The 14,566-nt window shown below is 28.7% G+C and carries 16 protein-coding genes; 14 read left to right on the plus strand and 2 right to left on the minus strand.

The annotated features are described in order from the left end of the window. The 11 genes from CHF27_RS12410 to spoVAE all read left to right on the plus strand — a co-directional run. Positions 1-864, plus strand: an 864-nt coding sequence (locus CHF27_RS12410) for a calcium/sodium antiporter (protein ID WP_115976222.1), incomplete at its 5' end; no start/stop codon positions are given. Between the two features lie 175 nt (positions 865-1,039). Next, a complete protein-coding gene (locus tag CHF27_RS12415; protein WP_115976225.1) occupies positions 1,040-2,686 on the plus strand; it encodes a DEAD/DEAH box helicase in 1,647 nt (548 codons plus the stop codon). A 140-nt stretch (positions 2,687-2,826) separates the two neighbouring features. After that, on the plus strand, positions 2,827-3,123 hold the full coding sequence (locus CHF27_RS12420; protein ID WP_330409800.1) for a molybdopterin dinucleotide binding domain-containing protein: 297 nt from the start codon (positions 2,827-2,829) through the stop codon (positions 3,121-3,123). Between the two features lie 81 nt (positions 3,124-3,204). Then, positions 3,205-3,540 carry an anti-sigma F factor antagonist gene (spoIIAA, locus tag CHF27_RS12425; protein WP_115976231.1) on the plus strand — a complete coding sequence of 112 codons (336 nt, stop codon included), beginning with the start codon at positions 3,205-3,207 and terminating at the stop codon, positions 3,538-3,540. A 13-nt stretch (positions 3,541-3,553) separates the two neighbouring features. Beyond that, positions 3,554-3,982: an anti-sigma F factor gene (gene spoIIAB / locus CHF27_RS12430; RefSeq protein ID WP_115976234.1), complete on the plus strand. Its 429-nt coding sequence runs from the start codon at positions 3,554-3,556 to the stop codon at positions 3,980-3,982. Between the two features lie 25 nt (positions 3,983-4,007). Further along, complete coding sequence (gene sigF / locus CHF27_RS12435; protein WP_115976237.1) at positions 4,008-4,772, plus strand: RNA polymerase sporulation sigma factor SigF; 765 nt, start codon at positions 4,008-4,010, stop codon at positions 4,770-4,772. A 186-nt stretch (positions 4,773-4,958) separates the two neighbouring features. Further along, complete coding sequence (locus tag CHF27_RS12440) at positions 4,959-5,549, plus strand: stage V sporulation protein AA (RefSeq protein ID WP_115976240.1); 591 nt, start codon at positions 4,959-4,961, stop codon at positions 5,547-5,549. A 1-nt stretch (position 5,550) separates the two neighbouring features. Then, complete coding sequence (locus CHF27_RS12445) at positions 5,551-5,958, plus strand: stage V sporulation protein AB (protein ID WP_115976243.1); 408 nt, start codon at positions 5,551-5,553, stop codon at positions 5,956-5,958. 12 nt (positions 5,959-5,970) lie between these two features. After that, positions 5,971-6,423, plus strand: coding sequence for a stage V sporulation protein AC (spoVAC, locus tag CHF27_RS12450; RefSeq protein ID WP_115976246.1), 453 nt, complete (start codon positions 5,971-5,973; stop codon positions 6,421-6,423). Positions 6,424-6,436: 13 nt separating this feature from the next. After that, positions 6,437-7,450 carry a stage V sporulation protein AD gene (spoVAD, locus tag CHF27_RS12455; protein ID WP_115976249.1) on the plus strand — a complete coding sequence of 338 codons (1,014 nt, stop codon included), beginning with the start codon at positions 6,437-6,439 and terminating at the stop codon, positions 7,448-7,450. A gap of 11 nt (positions 7,451-7,461) precedes the next feature. Then, complete coding sequence (gene spoVAE, locus CHF27_RS12460; RefSeq protein ID WP_115976252.1) at positions 7,462-7,824, plus strand: stage V sporulation protein AE; 363 nt, start codon at positions 7,462-7,464, stop codon at positions 7,822-7,824. A 64-nt stretch (positions 7,825-7,888) separates the two neighbouring features. Here the strand turns inward: spoVAE and CHF27_RS12465 are convergent, their stop codons facing one another. After that, positions 7,889-10,633 (minus strand): transglycosylase domain-containing protein, encoded by a 2,745-nt coding sequence (locus CHF27_RS12465; RefSeq protein WP_115976255.1) that lies wholly within the window; start codon positions 10,631-10,633, stop codon positions 7,889-7,891. 307 nt (positions 10,634-10,940) lie between these two features. Here CHF27_RS12465 and yunB point away from each other — a divergent pair, with 307 nt between their 5' ends. Continuing rightward, positions 10,941-11,651 (plus strand): sporulation protein YunB, encoded by a 711-nt coding sequence (gene yunB / locus CHF27_RS12470; protein WP_095406834.1) that lies wholly within the window; start codon positions 10,941-10,943, stop codon positions 11,649-11,651. Between the two features lie 103 nt (positions 11,652-11,754). Here the strand turns inward: yunB and CHF27_RS12475 are convergent, their stop codons facing one another. Continuing rightward, positions 11,755-12,753, minus strand: a complete 999-nt coding sequence (locus CHF27_RS12475; RefSeq protein ID WP_095406833.1) for a SpoIVB peptidase S55 domain-containing protein — start codon at positions 12,751-12,753, stop codon at positions 11,755-11,757. Positions 12,754-13,175: 422 nt separating this feature from the next. On the opposite strand from CHF27_RS12475, the gene CHF27_RS12480 reads away from it, so the two are divergent. Further along, the gene (locus tag CHF27_RS12480; protein WP_095406832.1) at positions 13,176-14,012 is read left to right on the plus strand and encodes an N-acetylmuramoyl-L-alanine amidase family protein; all 837 of its coding nucleotides are present in this window, start codon (positions 13,176-13,178) and stop codon (positions 14,010-14,012) included. Between the two features lie 16 nt (positions 14,013-14,028). Continuing rightward, positions 14,029-14,566: zinc dependent phospholipase C family protein (locus CHF27_RS12485; RefSeq protein ID WP_115976258.1), on the plus strand; the 538-nt coding region annotated here is incomplete at its 3' end.

A 14,566-nucleotide genomic window follows, 5' to 3' on the forward strand; every position in this document is an offset into this window, starting at 1 on the left:
GAATTAATATTAGGTGCTACTATAGTAAGTTTTGCAACAACACTACCCGAACTTACAGTATCATTAGTTGCATCTATAGATGGTCATACTACAATGAGCTTAGGAAATTCAATAGGATCTATAATATGTAATACAGGATTAGTTTTAGGATTGGTAGCTTTTATAAGTCCATTTAAAGTAGATAAAGATATGTTCTTTTCAAAATCTGTTTTACTTTTAATATCTGTTGTATTATTAATTATTGTAGGAATAGATGGATCAATAACAAAATATGACTCTATAGTACTAATAATTATGTTAGGTATATATATGTTTACAAATTACAAAAGTGTCATGGGTAAAAGTAATAGAAAATTAAATAATAATAGAAATAATATTACTAAAAATTTTACAAAATCTAAATTATCAGAAGTTATGAAAATAGGTATTACATTTACGATAGGATTAATAATGATGGTAGTGGGATCAAAACTATTAGTAGATAGCGGAGTTGAAATAGCTGGTTTTTTAGGAATTCCACAAGGAATAGTAAGTTTAACAGTTATTGCACTTGGAACATCTTTGCCAGAGTTAGTATCATCTCTTACAGCTATAAAGAAAAAGCATCATGCTATATCTGTAGGAAATATTTTAGGAGCCAACATATTAAATATAGTATCAGTAACTGCATTTTCTGCAATACCTAATGATATCCCAATTTTATCTCAAAATATAAGAATAGACTTTCCGTTTATGATAGGTTTACTAATTATATTAATTTTACCTACTATTAAAAAGAACAAACTTTATAGAGCACAAGGGATATTAATGTTATTTACATATATTATATATATAGTTACACTATACTTTATGTATATTGTATAAAATACATATTTTTAGAATTAAAACAAATAATTATAATATAACTAAAATCTATAGTTATATACATATGGAAGTGAATAATATCTTATCATATGGATAAAATATTAATTGCATATTATTGAAAATAAATATATAATGGATAGGTTAAGATTAATTGATAACGGAGAGGAAACAATATATGAATATAACAAAATTTGAAGATTTACCAATAAGTGAGGAAATAAAAAAAGCTATAGCGGAGATGGGATTTGAAGAACCATCTCCAATACAGTCACAATCAATACCTGTAATTTTATCAGGTAAAGATGTTATAGGACAAGCTCAAACAGGAACGGGAAAAACAGCAGCTTTCAGTATACCTATATTAGAAACAGTTAATCCAGAAGATAAAAGTTTACAAGCGGTAGTACTTTGTCCGACAAGAGAGCTAGCTATCCAAGTATCTAAGGAAATAAAAAAACTATCTACGTATATGCACGGAATAAAAGCATTACCTGTTTATGGTGGTCAACCAATAGATAGACAAATAAAGTCATTAAAAAGTGGAGTACAAATAGTTATAGGTACACCAGGACGTGTAATCGACCATATAAAACGTAGAACATTAAAAATGAATAATGTAAAAATGCTTATATTAGATGAAGCAGATGAAATGTTAGACATGGGGTTTAGAGAAGATATAGAAATGATATTAAATGAAACACCAGAGACTAGACAAACAACATTTTTCTCTGCAACAATGGCTAAAGGAATATTAGATCTTACTAAGAAATTCCAAAATAATCCAGAGCATATAAAGATAGTTAGAAAAGAAATAACAGTTCCTAATATATCTCAATATTATATAGAAACTAGAAATTCTAATAAATTAGAAGTTTTATGCAGATTAGTAGATGTTTATAATCCTAAGTTATCTGTTGTTTTCTGTAATACAAAAAGAGGGGCAGATGAATTAGTAAGTGATTTACAAGCAAGAGGATACTTTGCAGATGCATTACACGGGGATTTAAAGCAGACTCAAAGAGATATAGTTATGGATAAGTTTAGAAATGGGACTATAGATATATTAGTAGCTACAGATGTTGCTGCTAGAGGAATAGATGTTGATGATGTTGAAGCAGTATTTAACTATGATTTACCTCAAGATGAAGAATACTATGTTCATAGAATAGGTAGAACTGGTCGTGCAGGTAGAACAGGAGTATCATTTAGTTTTGTATTTGGAAAAGAAATGAGAAAAATGAAAGATATCGAAAGATATACTAAAGCTAAATTAGTTAAGCACGATATACCATCAATAGCTGATGTTGAAGAAAAGAAAGTAGGAGCATTCTTTGCTAAAGTTAAAGAGGTTATAGAAGAAGGTCACTTAACTAAACAATTACAATGGTTAGAAAGTTTCTGTACTGATGAAAATTATGGAACTATAGATATAGCTGCTGCACTTGTTAAGTTAGCATTAGGTGATGAGTTAAAAGAAGAAATAGTTGAAGAAAAATCAAGAGATTACAGAGACAGTAGAGACGGTAGAGATCGTAGAGATCGTAAAGAACGTAGAGGCGGTACTGGAGCTCAAGATGGAATGGTTAGACTATTCATAAATGTTGGTAGAAACCAAAGAGTACAAGCTAAGGATATAGTAGGTGCAATAGCTGGAGAGGCTGGAATACCTGGCAAATTAGTTGGAACAATAGATATATATGATAAATATACTTTCGTTGAAGTTCCTAAGGAAAATGCTAAAAAAGTATTAGAAAAAATGAAAGATATAAAAATAAAAGGTAATAAGATAAACATAGAGCAAGCTAATAGAAAGAAAAAATAGATATTTGATATAAATAGGTGAAGATTCATAATATGAATCTTCACCTATTTTTTTTATGATATACTAATAAATAATAAATTTATAAGGAGCAAAATTATGAAAATAAGTTTAGACTTTTAACAAATCATAGTAAGGATACATTGTTTAGTCAACATTTTATGGATAAAAAAGGAATATCTAAAGCATATATTAATGAAAAGATGGCAATAAATAAAAGTATAAGAGACAAAGAGGTTGTTAGCATTAAATCAAAAAATGGATGTATTGATGTAGAAATTAATATTGATAATAGTATTAGTGATTATGTAATACAAATGTATGTAGGATGGTGGAAAAAGCATGGGAATCCAAACTATGTAACTGAAAGTAATATATCAGACATAGGAGGACAAATAACATACAATGAAACTTTCATAGACATAATTAAACAAAACTAGTTAAATTTCATTGAAGGAAAAAGACTTAAATTATAGAATTGATTAAAAGTCGTTATTTTTAGATTGTAGGGGGGATTATAAATGATAAAACATTCTTTAGATAATAAAAACTTATTAATAGAATTTATGTCTACCGAATTAGATCATCATATATCTAATGAAATTAGAGAAGAAATAGATGATTTACTAAGCGCTAAGCAAATTAAAAACATAATATTTGATTTTAAAAATATCCATTTTATGGACTCTTCAGGTATAGGAGTTATAATTGGAAGATATAAAAAAATTTCTAGTGAAGGTGGAAAAGTATCAGTAATAAATATAAATCAAAGAGTAAAGAAAATTTTTGATATATCAGGAATGAACAATATAATAAATGTTTATGACACATATGAAGATGCAGTAAGTTCTTTGTAAGGGGGAGTGTATAATGAGTAATATTATGGAAGTTAAGTTTTCTGCCAAATCTGAAAATGAAAGTTTAGCTAGAGTTATAGTTGCATCTTTTGCAGCAAAATTAGATCCAACGTTAGATGAATTAGCGGATATAAAGACTGCTGTATCAGAAGCTGTTACAAATGCTATTATCCATGGATATGAAGAAGACAAATCAAAATTAGTATATATAAGATGCGAAATAGAAGAAAATAAAATAAAAGTAGTAGTAGAAGATAGAGGAAAAGGAATAGATGACGTCCAAATAGCTATGCAACCACTATATACATCAAAACCAGAGCTTGAAAGATCAGGAATGGGATTTACTGTTATGGAAAGCTTTATGGATGATGTAAAGGTAAGTTCTATAAAAGATGAGGGGACAAAAATAGTAATGACAAAAAAAATAAACTTACCTAAATAAAGTCCAATAGAATAGAGGTTTTATTATGGGGATAATTACCAATAAACAAGAAAAAAAAGCGTTGCTTAGCCATGAAGAAACTTTGGATTTGATAAAAAAAGTTCAAGATGGAAATGAAGAGGCTAAAGAAATTTTAATATCAAGTAATTTAGGCTTAGTTAGGAGTGTAGTCTCTAAATTTCTAAATATAGGATATGACAGAGATGATTTGTTTCAATTAGGGTCAATAGGTCTAATGAAATCGATATATAAATTTGACCCCAAATTTAATGTGAAGTTTTCTACTTACGCTGTTCCTATGATTTTAGGAGAAATAAAAAGATATTTAAGAGATGATGGTATGGTAAAGGTATCTAGGTCTCTAAAACAAATAGCAATAAAGGCTAAGGGTCAGTCTGAAATTTTAACTAAAAAGCTAGGGAGAGAACCTACCATAGAAGAAATAGCAACAGAATTAGATATTGAAAAGGAAGATTTAGTAATGGCAATGGAGGCAAATTTCAATGTAGAGTACTTACATGGTGTTATACATGAAGAAGAAGGTTCTCCAATATGCCTAATAGATAAAATTAGCATGAAAGGAGAAAGTGAGGAAGAAAAAGTAGTAGATAATCTTTTGTTAAAAGAGATTTTAGGGAAACTAGAAAAAAGAGAAAGACAAATTATTATGTTAAGATACTTTGAGGATAGGACTCAAAGTGAAATAGGAGAAATGCTAAACATATCACAAGTTCAAGTCTCAAGAATAGAAAAGAAAGTATTATCAAAATTAAAATCATACATAAGTTAAAATATTACAGTCATTAAATACCAATCATAAAAAAATACACTATGAACAAAATTATTTAATAAAAAATAAACCATTAAAAGAATAGGAAGTGGATATTAGTAGCAAAATACTAATAAAACTTACTTATAAATTAAAGGTTTATTTTTTTTATTTTACAAATAATAAATCAGTGGGAGGTATTTAATTATGATTGATATTTATTTAATACCCAGGAAGCTAAAGCCTTTTAATATTAATAAAAAAAATATTTATATAAAAGATGTATACTGCATTTATCCTAATGAATATGAAAAAAGTATTAATAATATTTGTTTGAGAAGCTATGACAAAAATAATTTAAAATATGATGTTATACATTTAGGGGAAATAATACAAGCTATAAAAAATAAATTACCAGAGGTTCATATAAGTTTTTTAAAACCAGAAGATACTATTATATTCTTTGATAATTGTAAAAAAGATAGAAGTAAGTATATAAGAGTTTTTCTAGTATCTGTGGTAGTTTTATTAGGATCTATTATGGGAATAATGAACTTTCATGCAGATGTAAATATGATAGAATCTCAACTTAAGTTAGTAAATGTTATAACAGGAGATGGAAAGAGTTATTTGTCATATTTTCAAGTACCTTATTCTTTAGGAATTGGATTAGGTGTTGCTCTTTTTTTTAATAAATTTATTCCGACATATGCAAAGGATGAACCAAGCCCTATGGATTTAAAAATGGTTTCATTAAATAAAGAAATAACAAATCAATTAAGAGATAAGGATAACTAATGTGAAAATATTTTTAACACTATTTGGAATTTCATCAGGAATAATGGTTGGTTCAGGAGTAGTAGCTATATTAATTTTAATTGGAATAGTTCCAAGAATGTCACAAGTAAGCAATACTAAAGAATTTGTTCCATTTTATGAAATGATATTAGTAATAGGAACTTTCTTAGGAGGTATAATGTCCCTTCAAGATATTCACTTAAATCTAGGAAAGTTTTCAGTTATAATATCCGGATTATGTTATGGAGTGTTCTTAGGATTTTTAAGTTCTGGCTTAACAGAGATTATGGATTATATACCAGTAGTTTCAAGAAGGTTAAAAATACCTGTTATTTATTTGAAATATGTAATTATATCACTATTAATTGGAAAGGTATTAGGTTCATTTTTAGGAAGGTTAATAATTTAAGGAGGTATAAGTATGTCACAAAATCAAGATAAAAATTATAAGAAATATGTTGATGAAATAAGTCCAAAACCAACATATTTAAAAAACTATATACTTGCATTTATAGTAGGAGGAATTATTTGCATGATAGGTCAAGGTATAAATGACTTGTATATGCAATTTGCAAATTTAGATAAAATGTCGGCAGCATCAGCAACATCTATAACATTAATATTTATAGGTGCATTTTTAACAGGATTAGGAGTATATGATCTTATAGGAAAAAGGGCTGGAGCAGGATCTATAATTCCTATAACAGGATTTGCAAACTCTATAGTTTCTCCAGCTATGGAATTTAAAAGAGAAGGATATGTTTTAGGTGTAGGGGCAAACTTATTTAAAATAGCAGGACCGGTTTTAGTTTATGGAATAGGGTCTTCTATTTTATGTGGGCTAGTATATTTCATTTTAAATATGTTTAAATAAGGAGGTGTAGAGTATGAAAAGTAAAAGAATAGGAAAGAGAACAATTAAGTTAAACAATAAACCAACTATAATATCAGCTGCGTGTGTAGTTGGGCCTAAAGAAGGTCAAGGCCCTTTAAAAGACTACTTTGATTTGGTTTTAACTGATGATTTATACGGAGAGAAAAGCTGGGAATTAGCAGAAAGCAAAATGGTACAAACATCTATGAGAAAGGCAGTTGAAAAATCTGGAAAAAAATTAGAAGATATTAATTATATGTTTGCAGGAGATTTAATAAATCAACTTTTTCCTGCATCATTTGCAGCAAGAGAATTAAATATTCCGTTTTTTGGTATATATGGTGCGTGCTCGACAATGGCTGAAGGAATGAGTTTAAGTGCAATGATAGTAGATGGAGGATTTGCAGATTTATCATTATCAGGAACTTCAAGTCATTATTGTACAGCAGAAAGACAATTTAGATTTCCACTAGAATTAGGAAATCAAAAACCGATGACAGCTCAATGGACAGTAACAGGAGCTGGAAGTGTATTAATAGCTTCTAGTGGAGATGGACCAAAGGTAAAATATATAACTACAGGTAAAGTAATAGATAAAGGAATAGATGATGGGAATAATATGGGAGCAGCTATGGCACCAGCAGCTATAGATACTATAGATGCTTATTTTGAAGATACTAAAGATGACCCAAATAGCTTTGATTTAATAATAACAGGAGATTTGGGTAAACTAGGAAAACAAATAACTCAAGATTTATTAATGAAAAGAGGGATAGATATATCTAAAGTATATACTGATTGTGGAGTGAAAATGTTTGATTTAGAAGAGCAAGACGTTCACTGTGGAGGTAGTGGATGTGGATGTTCAGCGACAGTATTTGCAGGATATATTTATAATAAATTAGTTAAAAAAGAATTTAATAAAGTTATGCTAGTATCAACAGGAGCATTGTTATCTCCGACTAGTACACTGCAAAAACAGACAATTCCTTGTATTGCACATGCAGTAGTAATTGTAAATGAGTAGGAGGCATTATTATGCTTATTGATTATTTAAAAGTATTTTTAGTGGGTGGTACAATTTGTTTAATAGCTCAAATTATGATGGACTATTTCAAAATGCAGACACCATATGTTATGGTTACATATGTGACCAGTGGAGTGATATTAACTTTTTTAGGAGTATATGAACCAATAGTAAATTTAGGAGGTTCAGGTGCAACAGTTCCTATAATAGGATTTGGTTATTCACTTGCAAAAGGAGTAATAAAAGCTATAGAAACAGATGGATTTTTAGGAATTTTCTTAGGAGGAACAACTGCTACGGCGGGAGGTATAGCAGCAGCAGTATTCTTTGGATATGCAATGTCAGTAATATTTAACCCAAAAGCTAAACCTTAAAAAGAAAAATTATATACAAATAAAAAACTATCGTATGAATTCATACGATAGTTTTTTATTTGTATTATTGAGCGGGTTGTTGTGCAGGTGGTGTAGTAGCACTTCCTCCTGTATCAGGCGGTGTAGTAGTGCCTGTATCTGTTGGAGGTGGTGTTGGTGTTGGTATTGCATTAGCACCATTACCGCTAGTATTGTTATTATCTGGTTGAGTAGTATTACCGCCATTATCTGGTGGAGTACTTGGTTTTTCTTCTGGTTTTTGACTTGCTGGAGCTTCTTCAGTATTAGATTCTTCCTTTTTAGGATGTTGCTGTACTGATGAATGAGAACTTGCTTTTGTTGGTGCAGTTCCTTTTATAAATGCAGCACTAGAACCACCAGATGAAAATCCGCCATCTATTAAGTTGATTTTGTTGAAGTATATATTACTAGGTACTTTAAATTTAGTTACGGTTAAGTTTTTGTGAACATCAGTCATAACCTTAGACCATAACCTAGCAGCTGTTGTACTTCCTCCAGCTACAGTTCTACGAGATATAGTAGTTCCGGTAGATGGATCTTTTCTACCAGCATCATCGCCAATATAAGTTGCACCTACGTAGTATGGAGTGTACCCTACAAACCATACATCTAGACCTTCATTCGTAGTACCTGTTTTACCAGCTACTGGCATTTCATTACCTATAGCAGCTGAGCCACCGATACCTTCTGTAATAACAGAATGTAACATATCTGTAATAACATAAGCAACTTCAGGATCTATAACTTTATGTTCTTCAGGTGTTGTTTTAACTATTAACTGTTTATCGTAACTTGTTATAGTAGTAAATATAGTTGGTTCAACATAAACACCACCATTAGCTAAGGTACCATAAGCAGCAGCCATTTCAAGAGGAGAAACTCCTTTTGTCATACCACCTAAAGTTAAAGATGGGAATCTTCTATCTGTTTTATCTTCTTTTTCAGTTTTATTATCTACAACTGTTGAAATACCAAAATTCTTTAAGTAATCAATCATTATATCTACACATTCTTCATAACTACCGCCTAGCATTTCAGCGGTTTTTACTGCTATTGTATTTGAAGAGTATGCAAGAGCTTTACGTAAACTCATAGAACCATATCCTGCAGTAGTAGTATTTGGATTCCATTTATTATTTTTACTAAATTTATATCCACCTTTAGCATCACTTGCAGAATTAGCTTGAGTGATTTTTAAAGTATCTATTGCTGGAGTATAAACTGATAATGGTTTTATAGTAGAACCTGGTTGTTGAGGATATGTAGCTCTATTTAGAGTTTTACGTCCTGTAACATGTCTACCACCAACTAATGCTTTTATTTGCCCTGTTCTATAGTCTAAAATAACCATTGAAGATTGAGGCTGACTTATTCCATCTGGGCCTACTGTATGACCAGGGAAATTTCTGTTGTCATCATATTGTTTTTCTAAAGTGTCTTGCATATTTGGGTCTATAGTAGTATTTATTTTTAAACCACCGCTATAGAACATATTATATGCCTCATCTTTCGTATTACCTTGAGCCATTAAAGCATCTATAACATCATACTCTATAAGGTCTTCTACCGATGTAGCAACCTTTTCAGATGATTTTGGAAGCTTTATATTAATTGGAGCAGCAACTGCCTTATCATGTTCTTCTTGAGTTATATAACCAAGTTCCAACATTTTCTTTAAAACAACTTCCTGTCTTTTCTTAGCTTTAGGATTGTTTACGGCCTTTCTAACCACCATAGTACCAGCTTTAAGCTGTTTATATGTATCTTTATCATGAACAAGTCCCCAACTTTCTAACTTATCAACAAGAATAAAGTCAGCATCAGTAGGGTCATCAAAATTATCATCATTTGTATTAGCAAAAAATAATAATTTACTTTCTAAATCACTTTTACTTTCAGTTCCATCTAACTTTGAAGTAACATAAGCAGAGTAACTAGATGGATTCTTAGTAGATCCTGCTAATAATGCTGCTTCTTCTAATTTTAATTCAGAAGCGGACTTATCAAAATAACCACGAGCTCCAGCTTCAGCGCCTATAAGGCCTTTTCCTACGAAGAAGTTATTTAAATAAGATTCTAAAATTTCGTCTTTACTTAAATTTTTACTCATTTCGTAAGCATAATAAATATCTTTTATTTTACGAGGTATACTTTGTTCTGTAGATGTTAACAGCATTTTTGATACCTGCATTGGTATTGTACTACCACCTTGCTTAGTACCCATTAATGTTTTAACTACAGATCTTGCAAGACCTACTAAATCTACACCCTTATGTTCATAAAAACGTTCATCCTCTATAGATATAACAGCATTTTTTAAATTGCTATTAATTTTATCGAGTTTAACTGGTTCTTTTTTATTGATACTAGGAGCATTTGACAATAAATTACCATTAGAGTAATAGATTTTAGTTGTTTGATACGTCTTTTCGTCCAATAAAGCTTTAGTAACTGGGGATACATCTCTTAAAGAAGCAAATGCTAATCCAGTACCTGCAGCTGCACCAACTACTAATAATACTAAAAAGACTGTTCCAGCAACTCTTAAAAACTTGAATTTATCTTGTTTTTTCTTGTTAGAGTTGGAAATTTTTTTAGTACTAGTTGAACTAGATCTACTTGATGAACTAGGTTTGTTTGATGAATTAGGCCTGTTCGATGTATTAGATCTGTTTACATTACTAGACCTGTTAGGATTAGGTCTAGTAGTTGAACTAGTTTTATTAGTAGAGGGGCTAACTTGTCTTCTTCTGATTTTATTTCCATTTTTATTATTATCATTAGTCATAAGTTTAACCTCCTTACTTAATGCAATATTATAACACATATATGAATAATTTTGTGATTTAAACATAAAAATGAATATGTTATAATACTACGGTTGTTTATTTATATTATATATCTTTAAAGTATTAATAATAATAATTTTCTATAATAAATATGAAAATGCTTCTAATTTAAAATGAATTTTAAACAAGATAATAAGTGAAATTATTTAAATATTTTTAACTTATATTATAAAAAATATGTAGGATATACAATGCATATATTATAAAATAGGAAACTATTTTTATAAAATTCAAGGGGGTATTATTTTGAAAAAGTCTATAATTGAAGTTAAAGATAATAGTTTAAAAAAAACAGCAGCTATATTTATTATTATATTTATATTATCTTTTTTTATAGGAAGCTTCTTATACATAGATAGAACATTAAGACCAACTATTACTGTACTTGCAGAAACCAAAGCACTAGAGCTTGCAAATAGATCTATAAATAAGTCTGTAGCTGAAATGGTAAAGGGGAAGATTAACTACGAAGATTTAATGAAAATACAATTAGACTCTAATGGAAATATAGCTATGATACAAGCTAATACAATAATGATGAATGAGATAGCTTCAGCTGTAGCTTTAGAGATACAAGATGAATTAAAAAAAGTAAAAACAACTAGTTCTTATATACCAATAGGAACAGCTTTAGGTAGTCCTATATTAGCAAAATATGGACCAAAATTAAAAGTATCTATAGAACCAATAGGAACAGTATCCGTTGATTTTAAAACAAAATTTGAATCATCAGGCATAAATCAAACTAGACACAGAATTTATTTAGAAGCTAAAACCCAAGTCAAGGTTGTTATACCGCTTACAACTTCAACAAAAGAAGTTAAGGCACAAATTCCAATATGTGAAACTATCATAGTGGGAAATGTACCTCAAAATTATGTGAATATACCAGAAAATAATGTACCAAATATATTACCAAGAGGAACGACTGACACAAAAACAAATACAAATAATTAATAATATACCTAAAAAACTTATTAATTGATTTATGCTAGGTCTGAAATATTATTTCTTATAAAAAAATTTCAGACCATAGCTAAATTAATTAATAATGCACTTATTAATTATTTTTCAACATCCATTTTATAAATACACCATATCCAGTAGAAGGATCATTTTCAATAGCATGAGAGACTGCTCCTATAATTTTATCGTTTTGAACAATTGGAGTACCACTCATACCTTGAACAATACCACCAGTCTGTATTAAAAGATTTCTATCTATTATTTTAATTTTAAATGTTTTAGATTTAGGAGATTTTTGTTTTTCAATATTAATTATTTCAATATCATATTTTTGACATCCTTGTGAATTTGTTTGTAAAATAATTTGAGCTTTTCCTAATTTAACTTCATCTAAAGATGCAACCTTATATTTTTCTAAATTTGAAGTATCGAAATTAACTATGTTACCTCTTATTCCGAAATTAGTATTTTTATTAAACTCTCCGATAGTAGCTTTTCTTTTTGCATTTATACAACCTACATTACCTTTTAATGATTTTTGAATATTTAAATCAGTAGTAGTAGAAATACATCCATTTTTAATAGATATTTTTCTAGAAGATCCTATATTTATAGGATGACCAACAGCTCCAAATTCATTAGTTTCTGGATTTATATAAGTTAAAGTAGCAAACCCAGAAAGTAGGTTATTAAAATTAATTTTTTCTAAAGTATCTTTAGTTGAATGTAAAGTCATTAGACGATTACCTCTATTAATTAAAACAGGTATATTATCGTCATTAGACAAAGAATATAGTGTGTTTGAAAAATCGGTATAACTATTAATAGGAACATCGTTTACATTAATTACAGCATCTCCAACTTGAAAAGAAGAGTTTCCAAGAGGATTTCTAACAATAATATTCTTTAATTCAGCATCGATTTGTAGTACATTTCCTATAGGTATCAAATAATCTGGTTCATTTTTTTCCTGAATTTGTGCATAAATTAAATTATTTGAGAAAAAATATACTAAAAATAAAAAAGATACAATTAATATAAAATTTAACTTATTTGACTTTTGATTTTTATAATTTGAATTTTTTAAAAACATAAAACACCTTCTTTCTGTCAATACTTTAATGTTTTATCGGTGCTTTAATATTAGGATGCACAGCAATTACATTTTGATGCTTGGAAAACAGATTCAATTAAACCGTACTTTTCAAGAAAAGACAATGTATAAATTTAGCTAAATTAAAAATGTGTTGAAATTTAAATAAAAAAACACTTAATTAAATTTAATTAAGTGTTTTTTTACCTTTTTAGTATAAGTACTTTTTTAGATGAATTGTTATGATTTTTTTTGAGTGTATAATATATAAGTATAAATGCAAAAATATAATAATAAAAATCTATTGAAATAAATTAAATAAAATTATAATAAATTAAATAAAAATTAAAAAATATGGAAATAATATCATATGTGTTGATTAGTGATAAAACTAATCAAATATATATGAAAGGGGTACATCTATGAAGAAGTATAGACTATTAGTAACAGTTATAATTGCTATGGGAATAATTCTTATAGGAACTTCAAATCCTATCACAAATTTACAAAAATACACTAATATGATAAATAAACAAGATATTCAAAATAAACAAGACAACAAAAAAAATAGCGATAAAACAACTGACAATAAACCTAGCAATAAGTCAAATAATTCAACTAAACCAAATAACAATTACTTAATATGCATAGATCCAGGACACCAAGAAAAAGGAGACCCAAATCTAGAGCCTGTAGGACCGGGTTCATCTAACAAAAAGGCTAGAGTGTCATCTGGAACAGCAGGTATAGCTACAAAAAAACCAGAATATGTATTAAATTTAGAAGCATCTACTGTTTTAAAACATATATTAGAAGGTAAAGGATATAACATTATAATGACAAGAGAAAGTCACGATGTTAATATAAGTAATTCAGAAAGAGCAACACTTGCTAATGAAAAAAAAGCAGATATGGTAATAAGAGTACATGCAGATAGTTTAGATAATTCATCAAAAACAGGAGCTTCAATTTTAATTCCTGAAGAAGGCGGTAAGTATACTTCTGCAATTTATGAAGATAGTAATAAATGTGCAGAATCAATTAAACAAAGTATGAATGAAGCAGGAATAAATTTAAATGGTATATTTCAAAGAGGAGATTTGACTGGATTTAACTGGTCTAAGGTACCAGTAGTTTTAGTAGAAATGGGATTTATGAGTAATTATAATGAAGACCAAATGATGTCAAATCCAGATTATCAAAGAAAATTAATGCAAAGTATTGCAGACGGAGTGGAAGACTATTTTAGAAATAAATGACTCTAGGTGATGGAAAATGAGGAACAAATTAGAAAACGCATATGCGAAAGCTTTATCAGGAACATTTAAAGTTGTAAATCCAATAAAAAAAAGTGTTATTAATACAAATTGTGAAGTTCATATATTTATTCAAGCTAATGCTCTTAATATATTAAAAGATTGCGGATATAGGGATCAGTATAATTTATTTAATGAATTTATACCTCAAATAAATAAAGGACTTATATGGGCAGACCAGGATTTTAAAAGCTATCATCATTTTTATAATCCTGTTGTAAAAAGAGGGAAATTTGGATATGAAGAAAATGCTATGACAGTGGCTAAAAGTTATTATAATAGAGCACTTAAATTTTTTGCTACGAAGAACTATGAAAGAAGTATGTTTTATTTTGGAGCAGCATGCCATATAATACAAGACTTAACGATACCACAACATGCCAAAGGAAAATTGTTAGATAATCATAGACAGTTTGAAATGTATGTAAAGTCAAACTACAGAATACAAAAAAGATTTGTATCTCATGATTTACCTATAATGTTAAACAGTATAGATG

Source organism: Romboutsia maritimum, assembly GCF_002251085.2.
Lineage (GTDB): Bacteria > Bacillota > Clostridia > Peptostreptococcales > Peptostreptococcaceae > Romboutsia_B > Romboutsia_B maritimum.

Coding starts and splice junctions, on each gene's coding strand:
- CHF27_RS12415 (WP_115976225.1), top strand. CDS start 1,040: ATGAATATAACAAAATTTGAAGATTTACCAATAAGTGAGGAAATAAAA.
- spoIIAA (WP_115976231.1), top strand. CDS start 3,205: ATGATAAAACATTCTTTAGATAATAAAAACTTATTAATAGAATTTATG.
- spoIIAB (WP_115976234.1), top strand. CDS start 3,554: ATGAGTAATATTATGGAAGTTAAGTTTTCTGCCAAATCTGAAAATGAA.
- sigF (WP_115976237.1), top strand. CDS start 4,008: ATGGGGATAATTACCAATAAACAAGAAAAAAAAGCGTTGCTTAGCCAT.
- CHF27_RS12440 (WP_115976240.1), top strand. CDS start 4,959: ATGATTGATATTTATTTAATACCCAGGAAGCTAAAGCCTTTTAATATT.
- spoVAC (WP_115976246.1), top strand. CDS start 5,971: ATGTCACAAAATCAAGATAAAAATTATAAGAAATATGTTGATGAAATA.
- spoVAD (WP_115976249.1), top strand. CDS start 6,437: ATGAAAAGTAAAAGAATAGGAAAGAGAACAATTAAGTTAAACAATAAA.
- spoVAE (WP_115976252.1), top strand. CDS start 7,462: ATGCTTATTGATTATTTAAAAGTATTTTTAGTGGGTGGTACAATTTGT.
- CHF27_RS12465 (WP_115976255.1), bottom strand. CDS start 10,633: ATGACTAATGATAATAATAAAAATGGAAATAAAATCAGAAGAAGACAA.
- CHF27_RS12475 (WP_095406833.1), bottom strand. CDS start 12,753: ATGTTTTTAAAAAATTCAAATTATAAAAATCAAAAGTCAAATAAGTTA.
- CHF27_RS12480 (WP_095406832.1), top strand. CDS start 13,176: ATGAAGAAGTATAGACTATTAGTAACAGTTATAATTGCTATGGGAATA.